Annotated in this window: 13 protein-coding genes and 1 other RNA gene; 8 read left to right on the plus strand and 6 right to left on the minus strand. The window is 68.4% G+C overall.

From position 1 onward, the window contains the following. Positions 1-94 precede the first annotated feature (94 nt). Together RS883_RS03680 and RS883_RS03685 are read right to left on the minus strand one after the other, a co-directional pair. On the minus strand, positions 95-1,108 hold the full coding sequence (locus tag RS883_RS03680) for a cupin-like domain-containing protein (RefSeq protein WP_315762788.1): 1,014 nt from the start codon (positions 1,106-1,108) through the stop codon (positions 95-97). Beyond that, positions 1,105-1,791, minus strand: a complete 687-nt coding sequence (locus RS883_RS03685) for a SapC family protein (RefSeq protein WP_315762791.1) — start codon at positions 1,789-1,791, stop codon at positions 1,105-1,107. Before RS883_RS03685 ends, RS883_RS03680 begins: the two co-directional genes overlap by 4 nt. Before the next feature lie 182 nt (positions 1,792-1,973). On the opposite strand from RS883_RS03685, the gene RS883_RS03690 reads away from it, so the two are divergent. Further along, a complete protein-coding gene (locus tag RS883_RS03690; RefSeq protein WP_315762793.1) occupies positions 1,974-4,931 on the plus strand; it encodes a TonB-dependent receptor in 2,958 nt (985 codons plus the stop codon). A gap of 63 nt (positions 4,932-4,994) precedes the next feature. Continuing rightward, entirely contained in the window at positions 4,995-6,542 is a 1,548-nt protein-coding gene (locus RS883_RS03695) for a tryptophan halogenase family protein (protein ID WP_315762795.1), read from the plus strand. A 171-nt stretch (positions 6,543-6,713) separates the two neighbouring features. Here RS883_RS03695 and RS883_RS03700 read toward each other — a convergent pair whose 3' ends face one another. Next, on the minus strand, positions 6,714-9,056 hold the full coding sequence (locus tag RS883_RS03700; RefSeq protein WP_315762797.1) for a glycoside hydrolase family 95 protein: 2,343 nt from the start codon (positions 9,054-9,056) through the stop codon (positions 6,714-6,716). Positions 9,057-9,162: 106 nt separating this feature from the next. Between RS883_RS03700 and RS883_RS03705 the strand changes: the two genes are divergently transcribed. Together RS883_RS03705 and RS883_RS03710 are read left to right on the plus strand one after the other, a co-directional pair. Further along, positions 9,163-11,079, plus strand: coding sequence for a sialate O-acetylesterase (locus RS883_RS03705; RefSeq protein WP_315762799.1), 1,917 nt, complete (start codon positions 9,163-9,165; stop codon positions 11,077-11,079). A 67-nt stretch (positions 11,080-11,146) separates the two neighbouring features. Further along, entirely contained in the window at positions 11,147-12,511 is a 1,365-nt protein-coding gene (locus tag RS883_RS03710; RefSeq protein ID WP_315762801.1) for an L-serine ammonia-lyase, read from the plus strand. A gap of 134 nt (positions 12,512-12,645) precedes the next feature. Here RS883_RS03710 and RS883_RS03715 read toward each other — a convergent pair whose 3' ends face one another. After that, on the minus strand, positions 12,646-14,901 hold the full coding sequence (locus RS883_RS03715; protein ID WP_315762803.1) for a glycoside hydrolase family 3 N-terminal domain-containing protein: 2,256 nt from the start codon (positions 14,899-14,901) through the stop codon (positions 12,646-12,648). Positions 14,902-15,094: 193 nt separating this feature from the next. Between RS883_RS03715 and RS883_RS03720 the strand changes: the two genes are divergently transcribed. The 3 genes from RS883_RS03720 (at position 15,095) to RS883_RS03730 (ending at position 20,687) form a co-directional block, all read left to right on the plus strand. Further along, the gene (locus tag RS883_RS03720; protein WP_315762805.1) at positions 15,095-16,084 is read left to right on the plus strand and encodes a LacI family DNA-binding transcriptional regulator; all 990 of its coding nucleotides are present in this window, start codon (positions 15,095-15,097) and stop codon (positions 16,082-16,084) included. Positions 16,085-16,139: 55 nt separating this feature from the next. Continuing rightward, on the plus strand, positions 16,140-19,163 hold the full coding sequence (locus tag RS883_RS03725) for a TonB-dependent receptor (protein ID WP_315762807.1): 3,024 nt from the start codon (positions 16,140-16,142) through the stop codon (positions 19,161-19,163). 81 nt (positions 19,164-19,244) lie between these two features. Beyond that, positions 19,245-20,687 carry a glucoamylase family protein gene (locus RS883_RS03730; protein WP_315764950.1) on the plus strand — a complete coding sequence of 481 codons (1,443 nt, stop codon included), beginning with the start codon at positions 19,245-19,247 and terminating at the stop codon, positions 20,685-20,687. A 205-nt stretch (positions 20,688-20,892) separates the two neighbouring features. On the opposite strand, the gene ssrA is transcribed toward RS883_RS03730, so the two are convergent. Continuing rightward, positions 20,893-21,238: a transfer-messenger RNA gene (gene ssrA / locus RS883_RS03735) on the minus strand. A gap of 81 nt (positions 21,239-21,319) precedes the next feature. Between ssrA and RS883_RS03740 the strand changes: the two genes are divergently transcribed. Continuing rightward, entirely contained in the window at positions 21,320-21,748 is a 429-nt protein-coding gene (locus tag RS883_RS03740; RefSeq protein ID WP_315764955.1) for an Rrf2 family transcriptional regulator, read from the plus strand. A gap of 75 nt (positions 21,749-21,823) precedes the next feature. Here RS883_RS03740 and RS883_RS03745 read toward each other — a convergent pair whose 3' ends face one another. Beyond that, positions 21,824-23,074, minus strand: a complete 1,251-nt coding sequence (locus tag RS883_RS03745; RefSeq protein ID WP_315762809.1) for a cyclopropane-fatty-acyl-phospholipid synthase family protein — start codon at positions 23,072-23,074, stop codon at positions 21,824-21,826. Positions 23,075-23,092 lie beyond the last annotated feature (18 nt).

The raw sequence follows: 23,092 nt of genomic DNA on the forward strand, positions 1-23,092 counted from the left end.
TCTGAGCCTGTCGAAGCACGGGTAGCGGGGGTTGCGCCTGCCACACGCACATCGACAAGCTCAGTGCGAACGGGATAAGCTTGGGGCTCCTGCGCTAGCGGCCGCCGCGCAGCCACTGCATCACCATCGCGCGGATCCGGCCGCGGTTCTGCGCGAGTGGTCCGAGCACGCCGCGCTGCTCGGCCGGCAGATGCTCGAGCGGATGGCGGTCGGGGCGAAAGACATAGTGGTCGTAGAACGCGCGCCATGCCTGCCGCTCGGGCAGCGGCCGCTCGGCCAGCGTCGTCATTGCGAGCAGCAGCGCGGTAAACGGCGCGTCGGGGCCGCTGGGGAACGCGTCCCACCAGTAATTGACGAGAAGGTTGAGGTGGCCCGTGGCCTCGACCTGATGCCACCAGAGCTTTGGCAGGTACAGCGCGTCGCCGGGTTCCAGATCGGCGACGAGCGCGCGGTCGCGCCACGCCTCGAACCGCGGCCAGCGCGGATCGCCGGCGGGCGAGCCGGCCGCGAGGCCGACGGGCTGCCCCGCCATCGTATGGTCGATCGGCCCGACATAGAGGTCGTCGATCGCCTCCGGCGGGAACAGCGTGAAGCGGCGCCGGCCCGCGACGCAGATGGCGAGATTGTCGAGCCGGTCATGATGGCAGGCGACCTGCGACGCGGTGCCGATCCACAGCCGCGGCGTCACTTCGGGCGCGAGCCACGGCATAGGATGCACGGCGGGAAAGCGGACAAATCCCTGGTCGGCGGGAAGCGAACCGAGATAGAGGCTCTCGCCGCCCTCCGCCGCGGCGTGGCCAATCGCGGCGAGCGCCTGACCCAGCTTCATCGTGCGGCGTTCGAAATTGAAGCCCGCCAGATCCTCCGAGTAATAATAGCGGCCGGCGATGCGCGGATCGCCGACGAAAAGCTCCGCTGAGTGATCGTCGGCAAGCTCGGCAAGCGTGTCGATCAGCGCCGCGTCACTTCGAGCCGCCGCCTGGCGGAGCGGCCAATCGGCAGCCGCGCCGCGCAGCACGACAGGGCGGCAGGGCGCCACCACCTCGGTCTCGAACGCTGCGCGGCTCGGGATCGCGCGCGCGTCGATCGCGGCGACCGCGTCGCTCACCCCGCGGTCAACCGAGCATTGCGCAGCCGCGCGAGCCGGCCGATCTGACGCAGTGACTGCACCATCGTATAAGCGGCCTGGAGGTGCCCGGCGCGCAGCAAGGCGAGCGCATCGGCGTCGGGAAGCTCGCCGATCGCGTCGAGGCTGATGGAATAGAGCCCGGCCAGGTTGAGCCGCTCACCATCGTCGAAATCGAGCGCGACCTCGATTGGCTCGAGCAGGCGATGCCGCTCCATCGCGTCGATGAACGCCTGGGTCGCGTCGAGGCCCAGCTTGAGCCGGCCGAGCGACCGCGCCATCGCCTGAAGCGCGGGGGAGGGGGTGTCGCCCTCGAACATCGGCTCGCCCGCGGTGTCGGCGAAGCGCGGATCGTCGCGGTCGATCGCGATCTGCTCGCCCGAGACATGGAAGCCGCGGCGCATCCAGTCGAGCGGCTCGAACAGCCCGGTCAGCTGGTCGCGCGTGACGAGCGTCGGCTCGTCCGGTTTGAGCCCTAGGATCGCGCCGGCATAGAATTGGCCGGTCTCGGCCGCCTTGGTGATGAGGATCGGGCAGAGCGCGGCGGCAGCGGCGAACTCGTCAATGACGATCTGTACGAAGTGCGGCGGCGCTTCGTCGAGCGACCCGAGGCGCAGCGCGCCATGATCCTGCGAATTCAACAGTTCCAAGCGCTGCTGCGCCATGATGACTTCCCCCCTCCGTCCGGTCGGGCCGGTGTTTTCAGCTTTAGACCGACAATTGAGATTGTCGCCACCCGAAAAAGCCGATAGGGTTGTCAACGTTCGGCCGCTGTGCCGGACGTGCGACGCCGATCCGCAAGAGCCGGGGGACGTCGTTTAGAACAGAGCGGACGGGAGAGGACAGTATGAAGGGGTTTTCCGACTCGGCGTATGTTACCGGTATCAGTGGCGGCGCGATGCGCCGGCTGCTTGCCGGTGGCGCGAGCGCCGTCGCGATCGTGTGCGCGACGCCGGTTATGGCGCAGGATCAGACCGTTAATGGTGAGAATACCGCACCGGCCGAAGGCAATGCGGTTCCGGACGCGGACGCTGCTTCGCAGGACATCATTGTTACCGGTATCCGTGGCTCGCTCCAGCGCAATTTGGACATCAAGCGCACCTCGCCGGGTGTCGTCGACGTCATCTCGGCCGAAGACATCGGCAAGTTCCCCGATTCGAACGTCGCGGCGTCGCTCCAGCGCCTGCCAGGCGTGTCGATCAACCGTTCGGGCACGCGCGGCGAGCCGCAGGGCATCACCGTTCGCGGCTTCGGCGGTGACTTTAACGAGACGCTGATCGACGGCCGTCGCATCTCGACCGCGTCGGGTGGCCGTTCGGTCGACTTCACCACGGTCGGCGCCGACTTCGTCGGGCAGCTCGCGGTCTACAAGACGCCGGACGTCACCGTGTCGTCGAGCTCGATCGGTGCCACCGTCAACATCAGCTACCCCAAGCCGTTCGACAAGATGGGCGAGCGCATCGCGATGACCGCGGGCGGATCGATCCAGGACAAGGCCGGCACCTTCGTGCCGACGCTGGGGGCGCTGTTCAGCAAGACCTTCGCCAACGACACGATCGGCCTGCTCGGCAGCGCGATCTATACCCGCCGCGATACGGAGACGAACCGCGTCTATGTGTCTGGCTGGCAGGGCGGCCGCTATGCGCCGTGCCAGATCGCCGGTTCAACCGCCGCGACTTGCGCGCCGACTGCCGATCCGAACTCGGCCGCCTGGGCAACGCCGACCAACCGCCGCAACATCGTCGGCTGGTACATGCAGCAGTATGGCGCCGACCAGCGTTATACCAAGGACGAGCGTCTCGACGGTCGCCTCGCGTTCCAGTGGCAGCCCTCGGATGCGGTGCTGCTGACGATCGACGACAATTACTCGCGCCAGACCGTCAACACCAACATCGCCGGCTTCGGCGTGTGGTTCAACCAGGACCAGTTCCGTAACGTTCAGCTGGACGAGAACGGCACGACGATCGACTTCCGTCAGGCCGGAACGCCGACCGATTTCACCGGTGCGATCGACAGCGCGCTGCTGGAAACGAACCAAGTCGGCGCCAACCTGAAGCTCGAAGCCACGCCCAGCCTGCGTTTCGAGTTCGACGCGAGCTATTCGCTGTCGAAGCTCAACCCCGATGGCCGCATCAGCAGCGACAATGCCGACGTGGGTTACGGCGGTCTGCTCGGCACGACGCTCGGCGTTCAGGTTCTCGGCGACAGCAGCAACAGCTTCCCGACGTTCACGACGTTCGGCCCGAACGGCAATCAGGCGCGCTGGACCGACACGTCGGTCATCGGCAGCCACGTGACGGTGCGCACGGCGCAGCAGAACCGCGACGAGGTCAAGCAGTTCCGCGCCAACGCGATCTGGGAGCGCGAGCAGTTCAGCGTCAAGCTCGGCGGCATGTACCTGGAGGACGAGTACAGCCTCGTCGGCCGGAACACGTTCGTGAACAATTATTGGCAGGCCTATGCCGGCTACGGCCCGCCCTCGGGTCAGGGTGGCGGCGTGCTGATCCCGGGCAACCTTCTTGCCGATCGCATTCCGACAGGTAACTGGATCCCGGGCTTCGAGGGTGGCCTGCCGCCCGAGCTAATCGCGATCAACCCGTTCCTGTACCAGAAGTATCTGGAAGGGCTGGGTAATCCGCAGACGCAGACGGTCCCGGGCTTCAACACCGGCTGCTGCACGCCGCCGTTCGCGGGCCGTTTCGACCTCGCGCTCGATCCGGGTCGCCAGAACATTCAGGAGAAGACCTGGGCGGCGTATATCCGCGGCGACCTGAAGGGTGAACTGGGTGGGATGGCGTTCCGCCTGAATGCCGGCGTCCGCTATGAGAAGACCGACATCGCCTCGACGGGCCTTGGCCGCCTGCCGACGTCGATCGTCACCAGCACGACCGACCCGACGCTGCTCACCGTGATCTTCACGCCCGAGCAGTCGGTGACGACCGAGAGCAGCTACGACTATTTCCTGCCGAGCCTCGATGCGAAGCTGGAGATCACCGACACGCTGCACATCCGCGGCGACGTGTCGCGGACGCTGACGCGGCCGGCGCTCAACACGCTGACCCCGGTGCTGAACGTCGGTGTCGGTCAGCGCCGCGGCGCGCTGACGGCAACGGGCGGCAACCCGGCGCTCCAGCCGTACCTGTCGTGGAACTACGATGCGGCGATCGAGTGGTATTACGCTCGCAACTCGTATTTCGCGGTCAACGGCTTTATCAAGGACGTGTCGAACTTCGTTGTCGCCGGCGCGCAGCCGCAGACGATCAACGGCGTCATCGATCCGACTACGGGTCAGCCGGCGGTGTTCGTCGTGTCGCAGCGCGTCAACGGGCCGAGCGCCACGGTGAAGGGCGTCGAAATCGCCTGGCAGCAGGTGTTCGGCGACTCGGGCTTCGGCTTCAACGCCAACGCGACGATCGTCGATACCAACAAGCCCTATGACGAGACGGACCTGTCGACTTCAGGTTTCGCTGTCACAGGCCTTGCCAACTCGGCGAACTTTGTCGGCTTCTACGACAAGAACGGGTTCCAGATCCGTGCCGCGGTCAACTGGCGCGATAAGTATCTTTCGCAGTTCGGTCAGGCGCAGAACAACTCGAACTTCGGTGCCGAGCCGACCTTCGTCAACGAAGCGATCCAGGTCGACCTGTCGTCGAGCTGGGACATCACGAAGAACTACAGCGTGTTCGTCGAGGCACTCAACGTGTTCGACGAGGTTCAGAGCACTCATGGGCGCTTCTCGAACCAGCTGCTCGACGTGTTCGCCTATGGCCGGCGGTTCACCGGCGGCGTTCGCTTCCGCTTCTGATCCCCTACTGGGGCCGGGCAGTACGGCTTGCTCGGCCCCAATTTTTTCATCAGGGTAGAGGACATGGCTGGGCCGGTCCGAGACATCGTCATCGTCGGCGGCGGCACCGCCGGCTGGCTGACCGCGGGCGTGATCGCCGCGCGGCACAAGGCCCGCATCGATGCGGGCAGCTTCACCGTCACGCTCGTCGAATCACCCAACGTGCCGATCATCGGCGTGGGAGAGGGGACGTGGCCGACGCTTCGCTCGACACTGTCGAAGATGGGCGTCAGCGAGACCGATTTCTTTCGCGAATGCGACGCGGCGTTCAAGCAGGGCGCGCGCTTCCAGCGCTGGACGACCGGCGCGCCCGACGACGCCTATTACCACCCGCTGATGCTGCCCAAGAGCTTCGGGCAGCTCAATCTGGTGCCGCACTGGCTCGCGGCGAACGACGACGAGAGTTTTTGTGACGCGGTCTGTCCGCAGGGGCGCATCTGCGACGACGGGCTCGCGCCCAAGACGATCGCGACGCCCGAATATGACGCGGTCGCCAACTATGCCTATCACCTCGATGCGGGGAAGTTCGCCGACTTCCTGATGCGGCATTGCACGGGCAAGCTGGGCGTGCGCCACGTCCTGGCCGATGTGCGCGAGGTCGTGCAGGGCGAGGATGGCGACGTCACCCACCTCGTCACCGAGCAGGCTGGCGAGATCGCGGGCGACTTGTTCGTCGATTGCACGGGGTTTCGGGCGATTCTGATCGGCGGCGCGATGGGCGTGCCGTTCAAGCCGCTGGGCGACGTGCTGTTCTGCGATACCGCGATGGCGGTGCAGGTACCGCACGAGCGGCCGGACAGCCCGATCGCTCCTCATACGCTGTCGACGGCGCAGTCGGCGGGATGGATTTGGGACATCGGCCTGCCGACGCGGCGGGGCCTGGGCTATGTCTATTCGAGCGCGCATGTCGATGACGAGACGGCCGAGCGCGAGCTGCGCGCCTATGCGGGCGCGGCGGCGGACGGGCTGTCGGTGCGCAAGATCCCGATCCGGGCGGGGCACCGCGAGACCTTCTGGAAGCGCAATGTCGTCGCCGTGGGGCTGGCGGCGGGATTCCTGGAGCCGCTGGAGGCGTCGGCGATCGTGCTGATCGAGCTGTCGGCCAAGCTGATCGCCGAGCAGATGCCCGCGCGGCGCGAGGTGATGGACACGATCGCGCGCCGCTTCAACGAGACGACGGCGTATCGCTGGGGGCGGATCGTCGACTTCCTCAAGCTCCACTACGTGCTGACCAAGCGGACCGACACCGACTTCTGGCGCGACAATGTGCGGGCCGAGAGCATCCCCGACCGCCTAGCCGAGCTGATCGAGCTCTGGCGCTGGCAGTCGCCCTGGTTCCATGACGAGTTCGATCGCGCTGAGGAGGTGTTCCCGGCGGCGAGCTATCAGTATGTGCTCTACGGCATGGGCTTTCGCACCGAGGTCGAGCGCGCGGCGCTCGGCGGGGATGCGCGGCTGGCAGAGCGCGCGATGCGGGAGAACCAGGCGCAGACCGAGAAGCTGCGCGCAGGGCTGCCGCGGCACCGCGAACTGATCGAGCGGATCAAAGCGCAGGGAATGCGGGCGATTTGACGATTGTGCTCCCGCGAAGGCGGGAGCCCAGGGTTGTCGAGCGCGGTGCTGCTTTTTCATTGTTCCCCGGCGGAGGCCGGGGTCCAGGTGGGGGACGTTGGTGGGACTCAGCAGAGCCTTCCCAACTGGACCCCGGCCTCCGCCGGGGAGGTAATCTGGAGGATGTTGTAACTAGGCGAAATCCCGCGCCGTCAGCCGCACCGCCCGGCCGGGCGCCAGCCGCACCTGTTTTTCCCGGTCGCCGAGCACCACGCGCCGCGTGTCCCCGAGCTCGCCGCGCAGTCGCGAGCTTACGAGCTTGCCGCCGCGCCAGGATAGGTCGAGCGTGCCGCGCCCCTTTAGTCGCACGCCGCTCACCGAACCCTGCGGCCAAGCGCTCGGCAGCGCCGGGAGCAGCAGCAGCGTGTCGCCGCGATCCTGGACGAGCATCTCCAGCATCCCCGCCGCACCGCCGAAATTGCCGTCGATCTGGAAGGGCGGATGCGCGTCGAACAGGTTGGGATAGGTGCGCTCCGGCCCGAGCAGGAAGCGGAGGATGCGGTGTGCGTGGTCGCCGTCGCGGAGCCGGGCCCAAAGGTTGATCCGCCACGCCGTCGCCCAGCCCGTGGCCTCGTCACCGCGAAGCTCGAGTGTGCGCTTGGCCGCGGCGGCGAGTGCGGGCGTGGTGTCGGGCGCGATCTGGTGGCTGGGGTAGAGGGCGTAGAGGTGCGAGACGTGGCGGTGGTTGCGCTCGGGCGCTTCCATGTCCCAATCCTCGGCCCATTCCTGAAGCTGGCCGGCCTTGCCGACGCGGTCGGGGGCGAGGCGCGCGCGGGCCGCCGCCATCGCGCGCGTGCCCTCATCCTCGCGGCCGAGGATGCGTGCGGCCTCGCTGACGCGGTCGAACAGGTCGCGGAGGATCTGGTTGTCCATTGCCGGACCCGCGCACAGCGCGCCGCCGAACGGATGCTGGTTCTCCGGGCTGATGCTGGGATTGGTGACGAGGTGGCCGGTCTTCGGATCGCGCTGGAGCGTGTCGACGAAGAACAACGCCGCGCCGTGCAGCACCGGAAAGACCCGCTCAAGAAAGGCGCGGTCGCGGCCATAGTCCCAGCGATCCCACAGGTGCAGCGCCAGCCATGCGCCGCCGGTCGGCCACAAGCCCCATTGCGGCCCGTCGATCGGCGCGGTCGCGCGCCACAGGTCGGTGTTGTGGTGGCAAAGCCAGCCGCGCGCGCCGTACATCTCACGCGCGGTGCGGGCACCGGTGACCGCCAGTTCCTCGACCATGCGGATCAGCGGCTCGGTACATTCGGGCAGCGCCGCCGCTTCGGCGGGCCAGTAGTTCATCTCGGTATTGATGTTGATCGTGTACTTGCTTTCCCAGGGCGGGGTGGGGCGGTCGTTCCAGATGCCCTGGAGATTGGCGGGCTGCGTTCCCGGACGCGACGAGCCGATCAGCAGATACCGGGCATAATCGAAATAGAGCGCGGCGAGCGCTGGGTCGTCGCCCGTCCGCATCGCCTGCACGCGCTGGTCGGTGGGCAGGTCGGGACCGTCGCCGAGGTCGAGGCGGACGCGATCGAACAGGCGGCGATGCTCGGTGGTCGAGGCCGCGGCGATGGTGGCAAAGGACTTGGCCGAGGCGCGTGCGATCTGGTCGCGGGTGGTCGCCGCGGGGTCGCCGGACGTGTCGTCGAAGCGGCGGAAATTGGTGGCGATCGCGATCAGCAGCGTCACGGCATCGGCGCCGGCAACCATCAGCGCGTCGCCGGCAGCGGAGACGCGGCCGCCGTCCGGCAGCACGCGCAGGCGCGCCTCGAACCGGATCGCGGCGGGGGCGGGACGTTCCTTCTGCGGATCGCCGCTCCCCGACAGGACCAGCGTGTCGTCGCCCTCGGCTGCGGCGCGCCACTGCTTCAACGGACAGCTATAGCCCAGCCGCGCGTTGATCGCGCCGGGCTGGTCGGCCTCGATCCGCACCGCAATGACCTGATCGACAGGGGAGGCGAGGACGCGGCGGCGATAGGTGACGCCGCCCGCGGTCCAGCGCGTTTCGGCGACCGCGGTGCCGATGTCGAGGCTGCGGCGATAGCCCGTCACGTCCGCATCCGCGCCGGGCATGTCGATGAGGAGGCTGCCGGCGGTCTGATAGGGTGCCTGCTTGATCGGCACCGCCATCACGTCGGCGCTGGCGAGCTTCTCGGCCTCGGCGAACTTGCCGGCGAAGACGAGCGCGCGGACGCGGTCGAGCGCCCCCTTTGCGCGCGGGTTGACGGGATCATAGGGCGCGCCCGCCCAGACCGTGTCTTCATTGAGCTGGAGCTGTTCCTTGGCGGTGCCGCCGAAGATCATCGCGCCGAGCCGGCCATTGCCGACCGGCAGCGCCTCCGTCCATTTCGCCGCGGGCTGCGTGTACCAGAGCTCGTGCCGGTTCGGCCGGCTGCGGCGCTGTGCGGCGGCGGGGAGGGCCAGGGCCGCCGCGCCGCCCGATGCCGCCGCCAGTGCGCCGCGCCGCGTGATTCCGCTGGTCATTGGTCCTCTCCCTGCCGCTTGTTGCGCTTCTGGGCGCGTGATAGCGGTATCAGATACGATAAAGAAGAGAGGGAGCAGGATGGGGGCGATCCTTAGGCGGGTGAGCATGGCCGCGGCGTTGCTGGTGGGGGCCGGCGCGGCGCGAGCCGAACCGGTGATCCTGACGCCGATGAGCGACCATGCGGTGATCCAGCAGGGCACGCCGATCGTCGTCACCGGGCGGGCCGATCCCGGCGAGGCCGTGGCGGTGAAGCTCGGTTCGGCAAGCCGGCGGGTAACCGCGGGGCGCGACGGCAGCTGGCGCGCGGTGCTGCCGGCGATGCGGGCCGGGGGCGGCGCGCTGCGGCTGACCGCGACGGGCAAGGGCGGCGTCGTCGCGACGGTCGACGACCTCCTGATCGGCGACGTCTGGCTCTGCTCGGGTCAGTCGAACATGGAGTTCGAGACGCGCCAGACCCTGAATGGCGGCGGCATCGTCGCGGGATCGGCCGATCCGGAGATCCGCCTGCTCTCGATGGAGCACAAGGTGGCGTTCTCGCCCGAGACGCCGCTCGCGCCGCGTCCCGCGTGGACGGCGGCTGGGCCGGACAGCGTCGCCGGTTTTTCGGCGGCCTGCTACCTGATGGTCAAGCAGCTCAAGGCCGAGCGCAAGGTGCCGATGGGCGCGATCGATTCGAGCTGGGGCGGCACGCAGATCCGGCCCTGGATCCCAAGCGAGGACGCCGCCGCGCTGCCCGGCATGGGCGAGGATGTGGGCCTGCTCGCGCTTTATCAGCGCGATCCGGTGGCGGCGACCGGCCGCTTCGCTGAGCGCTGGGGAACGTGGTGGCGTGGCCTGAGCGGCGATGCGCCGGGGCAGGAGCCGTGGAACGCACCCGACCGCCGCCGGTGGAAGCCGGTGCCGGGCATGACCTTCTGGGAGCAATGGGGCGTGTCGGAGATGGCCAGCCTCAACGGCACCGTCTTCTTCCGCAAGACCGTCATGCTGCCGCGGGTCGGCGGCGATGCGGTGCTGGAGCTGGGCGGGATCGACGAGCTCGACACCGTGTGGGTCAACGGCGTCGCGGTGGGATCGAGCTTCGGCTGGGGCAGTCCGCGCCGCTATCCCGTGCCCGCGCGCGCGCTGAAGGCCGGGGCGAACGAGATCGTCGTCGCGGTGACCGACACCTATGGGCCCGGCGGCATGAACGGCCCGGCGGCGGCGATGCAGCTGACGCCCGCGGGCGGCGCGCCGGTGCCGATCGGCGAGGGCTGGCGCTACAGCATCGCCGACGAGCCGGGTGCGACGGCGGTCCCGCGCGTGCCGTGGGAGAGCCATGCTGGGCTGGCGACGCTCTACAACGGGATGATCGCGCCGCTCGGCCCGATCGCGCTGAAGGGTGTCGCCTGGTACCAGGGCGAAAGCGACGTCGGAAAGCCCGGATACGACCGGCGCATGGCGGCGCTGATGGCGGGGTGGCGGCGCCAGTTCAGGTCGCCGGACCTGCCGTTCCTGATCGTGGGCCTGGCCGACTATGGCGCGCCGCCGATCGCGCCGACCGACAGCGGCTGGGGCGTGGTGCGCAACGAGCAGCGGCTGGCGGCGAAGAACGACCGCGCGGCGGCGATCGTCACCGCGGTCGATATCGGCGAGCGGACCGACATCCATCCGGCCAACAAGAACACGCTGGCCGAGCGGCTCGCCCGCGCGGCCAACGTCCTCGCTTATGGCGCCAAGCAGTCGGCGTCCGGTCCATTGATCGAGAGCGCAAGTCTGGAGGGGAGCGACGTGGTGCTGCGCTTCACCGGCGTGACGGGCGCGCTGCATGCGTGGAGCGCGGCGGGGCCGATCGGGTTCGAGCTGTGCGGCGGCGGGTCGTGCCGGTTCGCCGAGGGGCGGGTCATGGGCGACCGCGTAGTGCTGCGCGGCGACGGGCGACCGGTGGAGCGCGTCCGCTATGCCTTTGCCGACGCGCCGGTGGTCAATACCTTTGACGAGGCGCCGCTGCCGGTGGTTCCTTTCGAGATCGCGGTGGGCCGCTGATCGACAGTTTCAACTGAAACCGTTATCCTTCCGCGTCGCCAGCGCGCGACGCGGAGAGGAGGCGGCGTTGGTCGCAAGCGTATTCGAGCTGTTCAAGATCGGCGTCGGGCCGTCGTCGTCGCACACGATGGGGCCGATGACCGCCGCGTGCGACTTCGTCGAGGGGCTGGGCGATGCGCCGGTCGCGCGGCTGCACGTCGACCTCTATGGCTCCCTAGCGCTGACGGGGAAGGGGCACGCGACCGACCGTGCGGTGGTCCTGGGGCTGTCGGGTTGCCGGCCCGCAACCGTCGATTCCGATGCGATCGACGGCATCGTCGCGCGGGTCGAGGGCGAGCGCTGCGTGACGCTGCCCGGCGGGGCGCGCGCGGACTTCGACCCGGCGATCGACATCGAATGGCGCATGTTCGAGCGGATGGACTTTCATTCCAACGCGATGCGGCTGGCGGCGTTCGATGAGGGCGGCGCTATGGTCGCCGAGCGCGTCGTCTATTCGGTGGGCGGCGGCGCGGTGGTCGAGGCGGATGCGGTGCGCGGCAATGCCGGGCCGGCGATGATGGACGACCCGCCCTTTCCGTATCGGTCGGGCGTCGACCTGCTCGCGGCTTCGCGGCAATGCGGATCGGTGGCCGAGGTTCAGCGCGCCAACGAGCTTGCCGCGATCGGCGAGGCCGAACTTTCCGAGCGGCTGGCGGCGATCGCGCAGGCGATGCGCGACTGCATCGACCGCGGGATGCGCACCCACGGCATCCTGCCCGGCGGGCTCCGGGTCAAGCGGCGTGCCGCGGCAGGGTTCGAGCGGCTGATGGCGCGGCGCGAGATGATGCTCGCCGACCCGCTGTCGGTCATCGACTGGGTCAACCTCTGGGCGCTAGCGGTCAACGAGGAGAATGCCGCGGGCGGCCGCGTCGTCACCGCGCCCACCAATGGCGCGGCCGGGATCGTGCCCGCGGTGCTGCGCTATTACGAGCGGATGGTGCCGGGGGCGTCTGCACGCGGGACCGAGGACTTCCTGCTCACGGCCTCCGCGATCGGCAGCCTCTTCAAGGAGAATGCCTCGATCTCCGGCGCCGAGGTCGGGTGCCAGGGCGAGGTCGGGGTTGCGTGTTCGATGGCGGCGGCGGGGCTGTGCGCGGTGCTGGGCGGCACACCCGAGCAGGTCGAGAATGCCGCCGAGATCGGGATGGAGCATAATCTCGGCCTCACCTGCGATCCCGTCGGCGGGCTGGTGCAGGTGCCGTGCATCGAGCGCAATGCGGTCGGCGCGATCAAGGCTATCGAGGCGGCGCGGCTCGCCTTGCTCGGCGACGGCACGCACCGCGTCAGCCTGGACGAGGTGATCGAGACGATGCGCAAGACCGGCCTCGACATGGGCGAGAAGTACAAGGAGACCGCGCAGGGCGGCCTCGCCGCCAATGTGGTGGAGTGTTGAGATCGAACTGATCCTCCCCGGCACGGGGAGGTGGCAGCCGTAGGCTGACGGAGGGGGCGGGCCGCAGGCGCTACGCTCGCGGCGATACCCCTCCACCGCCTTCGGCGGTCCCCCTCCCCGTGCCGGGGAGGATCCTATGCCAGCGTGAACTCGCCCGACACGCCCTCCGCCTCTGCCGACGGCGCGATCCAGAGGCGGAACTTGCCCGCCTCGACCGTCGGCTTGAGGTCGGTGCCGATGAAGGTGAGGTCGTCGCGGCGGAGCGTGAACGCCACCCGCTGCGATGCGCCGGGGGCGAGGCGAACCTTGCGGAACGCCTTGAGCTCGCGGACCGGCCGGGTGATGCTGGCGGTGACGTCGCGGATGTAGAGCTGGACGACTTCCTCCGCCGCGCGCGTGCCCGAGTTGGTGATCGTCGCCGCCACCTCGATCGTGCCGCCGGCGTTCAGCACCCCGCCGCCGGCCTCCAGGTTCGAATAAGCGATCCGGCCATAGGTGAGGCCGTGCCCGAACGGGAAGCGCGCGCGGTTGAGCGTCTCGCGGAAATGCGCCTTGTAGGGCTCGGGCTTGTCGCCGGGATTGGGACGGCCGGTCGCCTTGTGCGCGTAGTGATAGGGCGACTGCCCGCTCTCGAACGGGAAGCTGACGGGCAGGCGTGCCGACGGGCTCTGCACTCCGAACAGGATGTCGGCGGTCGCCGGGCCGCTTTCCGACCCCAGGAACCACGCCGCGAGGATCGCCGGCGCCTCGACCACCGCGCCGTGGAGCGCGAGGCCGCGGCCGTGGCGCAGCACGACGACGATCGGCTTGCCCGTCGCGGCGACCGCTTCAGCGAGCGCCATCTGAGCGGACGGGATGACGATGTCGGTGCGCGACTGTGCCTCGCCCGACATGCCCTGGCTCTCGCCGATCGCAAGGACGACGATGTCGGCCGCCTGTGCCGCGGCGACGGCGGCCTCGATCCCGCCCGCGATCGGCGCGTCGATCGCCGAGCCGTCGACTGCGGTGACGAGGCTGGCGTCGGAGACGGCGGCGCGGACGCCGGTGAGGAGGTCGGTCGCCTCGGCATCGGTGCCATAGACGTTCCACGGGCCGATCAGCTCGCGCTTCCCCTGCACGAACGGGCCGATCAACGCGATGCGCTTGCCCGAGCGGGGAAGGGGGAGGAGGTCGCCCTCGTTCTTGAGCAGTACGATCGACTTGGCCGCGGCCTCGCGGGCGAGGGCGAGATGCGCCTTCGTCCGGATGCGCGTCTTTTCTCGCCGGGGATCGATGCGGCGGAAGGGATCGTCGAACAGGCCGAGCTTCTCCTTCAAGGCCAGCACGCGGCCGACCGCCTCGTCCAGTCGCGCCATCGGCACCTCGCCCTTGGCGACGAGGTTGGGTAGGTGGCGGATGTAGAAGCTCGACTGCATCGACATGTCGACACCCGCCAGGAAGGCGAGCTTCGCGGCTTCACGCTCGTCGGCGGCAAAGCCGTGGTCGATCAGCTCCATGTCGCCGGTATAGTCGGAGACGACGAGGCCGCCCCAATTCCACTCCTTGCGGAGCAGGTCGGTCAGCAGCCATTTGTTGGCGGTGGCGGGGATGCCCGACAGTTCGTTGAAGCTCGCCATCGTCGTCGCGGCGCCGGCATCGAACGCGGCCTGGAAGGGCGGGAAATAGATCTCGCGCAGCGTCCGTTCGGACACGTCGACGCTGTTATAGTCGAGCCCCGCCTCCGCCGCGCCATAGGCGGCGAAATGCTTGGCGCACGCCGCCATCGCATCGTCGGCGGTAAGGCCCTTGGTGCCCTGGAACCCGCGCACGCGCGCGGTCGCCATCAGCCGGCCGAGCAGCACGTCCTCGCCCGCGCCCTCGATCCCGCGGCCCCAGCGCTGGTCGCGGGCGATGTCGACCATCGGCGCGAAGTTCCAGTCGATGCCCGCCGCGGTCGCCTCCACCGCCGCGGCTCGGGCGGTGCGCTCGGCGAGGTCAGGATCGAAGCTGCCTGCCTCCGCCAACGGCATCGGGAAGACGGTGCGGAAGCCGTGGATGACGTCGGCGGCGAAGATCAGCGGCACCTTCAGTCGCGACTCGCGCACCGCGACGGTCTGCATCCGTCGCGCCATCGCCGCGCCATTGCCATTGAACACGCCGCCCAGCCGGCCCGTCCGCGTCTCCTCCAGCTGCCCCTCGAAGCTGTTGTTGCCCGCGGGCGGGTTGAGCGTCGTCGCCGCGCCGCCGGCCCAGGCCGCGGCCATCAGCGTCACCTGGCCCGCCTTTTCCTCGACCGTCATCCTGGCGATCAGATCGCGGACGCGCGCCGACACGCCGCCTTCGGTCGCCTGGGCGAGGAGCGCGCGCGCGGGCGAGGTCGCCCAGGCCGCGGCGGCGCCCGCACCGATCATCAGGGCGCGGCGGGACAGGCGGGGCGAGTGCGGCAAGGGGCGTCTCCTCTCTTCGGATGACCGTTCAAACGGCCACGATGAATCGTTGTTGCGGCGGGTCATAGTTTCATGTAACCGGTTTCAGCAAGGGCGAAGGAGCCGAATGGTCCCCTGCCGCTCCAACAAGGTTTCAGGTCGAGAGGGTGCGTACCGAATGGCGAATGCCACCATCCGCGATGTCGCGCGCGAAGCGGACGTGTCGGTTGCGTCGGCGTCGCGTGCGCTCAATGGCCGCGACAATGTCCGTCCGGAACTGCGCGCGCGTGTCGAGGATGCGGCCAAGCGCCTGGGATACGTGCCCCATGCCGGCGCTCGCAGCCTGAGCCTGTCGCGGACCGGCGCGATTGGCGTCGTGCTCCCCGACCTGCACGGCGAGTTCTTCTCCGAGTTCGTCCGCGGCATGGATCGTGAGGCGTCGGCACGGCACCTTCACCTGCTGCTCTCCAACATGCATGCCGATCCCGAGCAGGGGATCGAGGCACTGCGCGCGATGCGCGGGCGCGTCGACGGGCTGGTGGTGATGGCGCCGCAGGTCGATGCCGACGTGCTCGGCCAGCATCTGCCCGCCAGCGTGCCCGCGGTGCTCGTCAACTGCGCACCCAATCAGCAGCAGCGCGCGGAGCTTCGCATCGACAATGCCGCGGGTGCGGCGGCGATGGTCGATCACTTGGTCGCCGGCGGGCGCCGCGCGATCGTCCATGTCGCGGGTCCCGACGGCAACATCGATGCCGAGGAGCGGCGCCGCGGCTATCTGGACGCGATCGCACGCGCTGGATTGAAGCCGCGTATCGTCGCCGGAACGTTCGAGGAAGCATCGGGCGCCGCCGCCGCGACCGAGCTTTCGACGGGCGGCGAGCGGTTCGACGCGATCTTCGCCGCCAACGACATGATGGCGATCGGCGCGATGGTCGCGCTTCGCGAGGCGGGGCTGCGCGTGCCGCGCGACGTCGCGGTCGCCGGGTTCGACGACATCCCGCTCGCGCGGCTGGTCAGCCCGGCGCTGACCACCATCCGTGTCGGCATTGCCGATGCCGGCGCGCGCGCGGTCGTGCGCCTCGCTGCATTGATCGACGGCGGCGAGGATCATTTCGTCGAAGCAATGGTTCCGAGGCTGGTCGTCCGCGCAAGCGCGGGCGCCGACTGAGAGGCTGCATGTCCCCGGTCAAAGAGGGACAAGGTTCAGGGGTAACAAGATCATGATGAAGCATCACGCATTCCGCATCCTGCTCGGCGGCGCCACCGCGCTTGCCACCACCATCACGCTCGCCGCGCCGGCCGCCGCGCAGACGACGACGGCCAGCCTGCGCGGCATCGTGCGCAGCGCGGGCGCGCCCGTCGGGGGCGCGACCGTGACCGTGGTGGCACAGGCGACCAACCGCACGCTGACCGCGACCACTGCGGCGAACGGCGCCTATATCTTCAACGGTCTGCGTCCCGGCGCCTATACGCTGCGTGTCGAGGCGAACGGCCAGCGGTTCGAGCGTGTCGTGACCGTCGCGATCGGCCAGTCGGCGACGTTCGACGTGACGCTGGGCGCCGCCGCGCCCGCGCCCGCCGACGGCGCGCCGCCCGTCGTCCCCGCGCCCGGCGAGACGCCTGCCGAAGGCGAAGTCGTCGGCGGCGGGGTCGAGGCGTCGGGTGACGACATCATCGTCACCGGCTCGGCGCTTCGCGAGGTCAAGACGAGCGAGGTCGCGACCAACGTCAGCCAGGCGCAGATCCGCATCCTGCCGCAGACCGACCGCAACTTCCTGAGCTTCGCCGCGCTCGCGCCGGGCGTCCGCTACAATGACAGCGAGACCGACAAGGGGTTTCGTGCGGGTGCGTCGGCGGCGAGCCAGGTCAACGTCTTCATCGACGGCGTCAGCCTGAAGAACAAGCTGCGCGAGGGCGGCGTCGCCGGCCAGCAGAACAGCCGCGGCAATCCGTTCGGTCAGCTCGCCGTCCAGGAATTCCGCGTCCTGACGCAGAACTACAAGGCCGAGTACGAGCAGGCGGGCTCCGCCATCATCACCTCGGTCACCAAGTCGGGTACCAACGAGTTCCATGGCGAGGTGTTCGGCCAGTATACCGACCGCTCGCTAACTGAGACGAGCTTCCTCGACGAGCTCAACGGCCGGCTCAAGCCCGCGTTCGAGCGCAAGCAGTATGGCGTGTCGCTGGGCGGCCCGATCATCAAGGACCGATTGTTCTTCTTCTTCGCCTATGAGGGCAACGACCAGGACCGCGCGTTCAACGTCGATTCGACCGCGCAGCAGCCGGCGATCGACGATTTCGAGCGCTTCTCGGGCCGCCGCCTGTCGGAGTTCGAGGGCGCGTTCGTCAGCCCGTTCCGCCAGGATTTCTACTTCGGCAAGCTGACGCTGACCCCCGACGACAACCAGACCTTCGACCTGTCGTTCAGCCGCCGCGAAGAGACGGACATCCAGGGCTTCGGCGGCAACGTCTCGTTCGAGAATGCCGAGAACAAGCGCAACCTGGTCGATACGTACCTGTTCAAGTGGACGTACAATGGCGACAACTTCATCAACGAGTTCAACGCCAACTATCTGAATTACGAGTTCAACCCGACGTCGATCAATCCCGACCTGGCCACGTTCGATTATGACGGGGTCATCATCTATGGCGGCAAGGATTCGACCCGGCGCGAGCTCCAGCAGAGCTACACGCTGCGCAACGACACGACCTATACCGGGATTGAGGGGCACGCGATCAAGTGGGGCGTGCGCGTCGAGGTCACCGATATCGAGTTCAACAACAACGCCTATATCCAGCCGCGCTATACCTTCCGCCGCGGTGACAATGCCGGCACGCCCAATGATCCGACCGACGACCTGACCTTCCGCTTCCCGGCGGAGGCGCGGCTCGGGCTGGGCAACGGGCGCATCTATGGCTCGAACACGCAGCTTGGCCTGTATGCGCAGGACGATTGGGACGTGACCGACCGGTTGCAGCTCAACGTCGGCGTGCGCTGGGATTACGAGACCAACGCCAACAACAACAAGTTCGTGACGCCGGCCAACGCGGCCGCGGCGTTGCGCGCGCTGCCGGTGACCGACTATTTCAACCCAGAGGATTACATCAGCACGGGTCGCAACCGTAAGCCGTTCACCGGCGCGATCGCGCCGCGCTTCGGCTTCTCCTATGACCTGACCGGCGAGGAAACGACGGTGATCTTCGGCGGCGCGGGCCGCTATTACGACCGCAACAACTTCAACAACACGGTCGACGAGCTGTCGCGGACGATCAACCCGATCGGCGTGTTCCGCTTCTCGCCGAACGGGACGCCGCGCAACGGCCTGCCCACGGTCGCGTGGAACGACAGCTATCTGACGCGCGACGGGCTCATCCAGCTGATCGCGACCAACCCGGAAACCGCGCTGCCGGAGCTGCTCGTCACCAAGAACGACGCGCGCCCGCCGGTCAACGACCAGTTCAGCCTGGGCGTGCGGCAGAAGATCGGACCGTTCCAGGCGTCGGTCTCGGGCTCGTATCAGCGCGGTCGCAACGGCTATACCTATCTGTTTGCGACCCGGAACAATGGCGGCCTGGGCGGTTGCTGCAACACCGCGCCAGTCGTCGCCAACGGCTATTCGAACGCGCTGATCGGGTTCGACGGGCTCGACACGCGGTACAAGGCGCTCTTCGTCACGCTGGACAAGACCTATACCGAGCGGTCGGGCTGGGGCCTGTCGATCGCGTACACGCTGTCCAAGTCGGAGATCAACAATGACGGGCTGTTCAGCCTGGATGAGATCACGCCCGACGATTATGGCTGGCGGACCGCGCCGGGCGACGAGCGCCACCGCGTCGTCGTGACGGGCATCGCCGACCTGCCGCTCGGCTTCCAGTTCTCGACGCTCAGCACCTTTGGGTCGGGTTCGGCGTATCAGGTGATCGATACGACCATCGGGACCGAGCCGGGGCAGCGCCAGTTCTCCGCCGCCTATCCGCGCAAGAACTGCATCGGCATCTTCGCCTTCTGCGAGGTCAATTTGACCCTGTCGAACAAGCCCAAGATCCTGGGCGGCGAGCTGGAGGTCGCGGTCGACCTGCTCAATGCCTTCAACAGCCGCAACTATTCCGGCTTCGACGAGGGCGTGAACCTTCGCATCAATCCCGAGACCGGCCAGGTGTTCGATCCGTTTGTGCCGGCCGATATCGGCAACAACCTGCTGACGCTGCCGCGTCGCGTCCAGTTCAGGGTCGGCTATCGCTTCTGATGCCGGTCCTTGCCGGGGCGGTCCCCTCTCCCCTGAAGTCCGCCCCGGCACCATCGTTCGCGTAACCAAGAGGAGGTCGCCCTGTTCGACCGACGCCGTTTCATGAGCTCCGCCGGGATCGGCCTGGCGGGGATGGCGGGCGCTTGCGCCGCACCCCGCCGGGGCGACCCGCTGGTGGCGGGGTCTGGCAGCAGTGCCGCGCCGCCCGCAGCCGACGTTCCCGTCGCCGCGCTGATGGACGATATCCAACGCCGCGCGTTCGACTTCTTCTGGGACACGACCGATCCCGAGCGGGGCCTCGCTCCCGATCGCTGGCCGACCCCGAGCTTCGCGTCGATCGCGGCGGTGGGCTATGCGCTCACCGCCTATCCGATCGGCGAGAGCCATGGCTGGATCAGCCGCGGGGCGGGGCGGGACCGCACGCTCAAGACGCTGGAGTTCTTCGCCGGCGCGCCGATGGGGCCGGAGCCCACGCGGCGGAGCGGCCACAAGGGGTTCTTCTACCATTTCCTCGGCGTGACCGAGGGGTGGCGGTTCGCCCGCGCGGAACTGTCGACGATCGACACCGCGCTGCTGCTGGGCGGGGTGCTCTTCGCGCAGAGCTGGTACGATCGCGACGATGCGGTCGAGGCGCGCATCCGGGCGCTCACCGACCAGCTCTACCGCGCGGTCGAATGGGACTGGATCACGCCGCGCCCGCCCTTCGTCTCGATGGGCTGGCATCCCGAGAGCGGGTTCATCCCCAGCGACTGGAACATCTACAACGAGGGCATGATCCTCTACGTGCTCGGCCTGGGATCGCCGACGCACCCGCTGGCCGACGGCACCTGGGTGGCGGTCGCCGACCGCTTCCGCGCGAGTTGGGGTACGCATTGGGGGCAGGAATACCTCCATTTCGCGCCGATGTTCGGGCACCAGTACAGCCACGTCTGGATCGACTTCAAAGGCATCCGCGATCCGCTGATGCGCGAGAAGGGCATCGACTATTTCGAGAACAGCCGCCGCGCCGCCTATGCGCAGCGGCAATATGCGATCGACAATGCGGGCGGCTGGGCCGGCTATGGCGCCGATTGCTGGGGACTGACCGCGTGCGATGGGCCGGGCGACTTCAAGGCCGGCGGGCGGCAGTATTTCAGCTATTCCGCGCGTGGGCCGGGGGAGCGCGACGACGGGACGCTGGCGCCGACGGCGCTGCTCGGCAGCTATCCGTTCGCGCCCGAGATCGTCGAGCCGGCGGTGGCGGCGATCTATCGCCGGTACGGGACGGGGCTCTACGGCAAATACGGCTTTCTCGACGCGTTCAACCCGACGATCCAGTCACGCCCGCCCGAGCCGTTCCAGCATGGCGAGCTGCGCCCCGGCGTGGGCTGGGTCGACAAGGACTGGCTGGGGATCGACCAGGGCCCGATCGTCGCGATGATCGAGAACCATCGAACGGGGCTCGTCTGGAAGACGATGCGGCGGAACCCATACATTCGCCGTGGTCTTGAACGAGCCGGTTTCTCGGGCGGGTGGCTGGGGTAGAGGCGCCTCGTCAATCCGACGCTCAACCGTCACCCCGGACTTGTTCCGGGGTCCACGGTGCCGCGTACCCATCGGCGACTTGGCTGGCGGTGAAGTGGACCCCGGAACAAGTCCGGGGTGACGATGGAGGGTTGGGCGCGCCGCTGCGCCAAATCACGGGAAAGGTCCGGGGGGATTCTGTTGCTCGGCCCCCCCGGCGGCCGCCGGTATCCGCTTCTGTTGCCCGGTGCGGTCCGAACCGCGCTTTTGTCAATCTAACCTAGACCGTGAGGTCTTGGGTTAGGCCGCAATCGCGAGCGCCTCGTTATCGTTGGCACTTGTGAGATGGGCCGTTGCGGTGGTCCCATTCCGGGCGAAAGCAGCGCTTTTCAACACACGTCGATCCTGGTTCGGCCCCGTCAGAAACGGTGTCCAGTTCCACCACCATTTCTGGTGGAGCCGCCGGGTACTGCCCCCGGGTCCGCTGCGTCTATGACACACTACAATTTATCGCCATATCCGGACGAGCCGGCACCGACCGATATAGGCGATCGCGCGGCAAAGAAAAGAGCGGCGTCGTTCGCCAAATCCGATCGGAAAAGAGCGGTTTCGCCTTTCCACCGCCGCAAAGCGGTGGCATGGGAAACCGCATCATGTTGACGCAGCGTTCGCGGTACGCGCTCCGCGCGATGATCTTCCTTGCCGGACAGCCGATCAACGGCGCCCCCGTGCCGATGACCCGCATCGCCGCCGAAGCCAATGTCCCCCGCAAGTTCCTCGAGCTGATCCTAGCCGACCTGCGCGAATCGGGCTTCCTCTACTCCACCCGCGGCAAGGCGGGCGGGTACCGGCTGGCGCGCCCGGGGCACCTCATCTCGCTGGGCGAGATCATCCGCACGATCGAGGGGCCGCTGGCGCTGGTGCCGTGCGTCAGCCGCACCGCCTATCGCCCCTGCACCGACTGCAAGGACGAGGCGACCTGCGCGATCCGCATCGCGATGGCGCGGGTGCGCGACGAGACCGCACGCATCCTGGACGGCACGACCCTCGCCGACACGCAGGCGCACGCCCTGGCGGCCTGAAGCGCCGACACCTTCCCCCCAGGGAGGGTGGTCTCGACGCGGACGGGGGGGCGAGCGGGCCGCCCGCCGCCCGCCTCATGCCACCGGCTGCGGCACCTTCTGCTCGCCCAGTGCCCGCTCGCCGTCGATCATGTAATCGCGCGTGAGCGGCAGTGCGTGGCGGTCGCGCGCGTACTGGAGCTGGTAGTTGACGAGCCCGCCATGGCGGAAGCTCACCTCGCTGCCCGCCAGATAATAGGTCCACATGCGATAGAAGCGCTCGTCGTAGAGCGCGACGATCGCGTCCTTGGCCGCCACGACGCGGTGGTACCAGGCCTCTAGCGTATAGGCGTAATGGAGCCGCAGCACCTCGACATCGGTGAGGAACATGCGCAGCCCCTCATGCCCGCGCGCGATCTCCGACAGGGCGGGGATGTAGCCGCCGGGGAAGATGTACTTGGCGGTGAAGGCGTCGGTCGTGCCGGGGCCCCCCGCGCGCCCGATCGTGTGGAGCAGCATCACGCCCTCGGGCGTCAGCAAATCGCGGCACTTCCGAAAGAAGGTGCGGTAATGCGCCGGGCCGACATGCTCGAACATGCCGACCGAAACGATCCGGTCGAATTGGCCGGTCAGGTGGCGATAGTCGATCAGCTCGAACCGCACCTTGCCGTCGACGCCCGCCATCTCCGCGCGACGGCGCGCGACCTTGAGCTGTTCCTCCGACAGGGTGATGCCGCACACCTCGGCGCCCGTCTGCTGGTGAAGATAGAGCGCCATCCCACCCCAGCCGCAGCCGATGTCGAGCACCTTCATCCCCGGCTCGATCGCCAGCTTGGCGGCAATATGCGCCTTCTTGTCGACCTGTGCCTGCTCGAGCGGCATCGACGGGTCGCTGAAATAGGCGCAGCTATATTGGCGGTCGACGTCGAGGAAGAGGTCGTAGAGCCGATCGGACAGGTCGTAATGGTGCGCGACGTTGCGCTTCGACCGGCGCGCCATGTTGATGCGGTCGATGCGGAAGCGGACGGCATCGACGCCGCGCTTCAGCGGGCTGACGTCCAGCGTCCCACGCCCTTCCTCCCACCGGTTGTTGGCGGTGGCGAGATTGAGGAAGTCGCGGATGTCCCCGCGCTCGATCAGCAGGCGCCCGTCCATGAACGCCTCCGCCGCGCCCAGGCTGGGGTCGGCGAGCAGCTGGCGCAGCGCGCGCCCGTCGGCGAAGCGGATCGCGACGTGGCCGAGCTCGGGATCGGGCGTGCCATAGGTGGCGGTACGCCCGCCGGGAAAGGTGACGGTAAGCTCGCCGCGGCGGATCGCGCGGGCGAGGAAACGATCGATGAGCGACATGAGCGTCCGCTACCGGAC

The sequence above is a fragment of the Sphingomonas sp. Y38-1Y genome, assembly GCF_032391395.1.
GTDB lineage: Bacteria > Pseudomonadota > Alphaproteobacteria > Sphingomonadales > Sphingomonadaceae > Sphingomonas.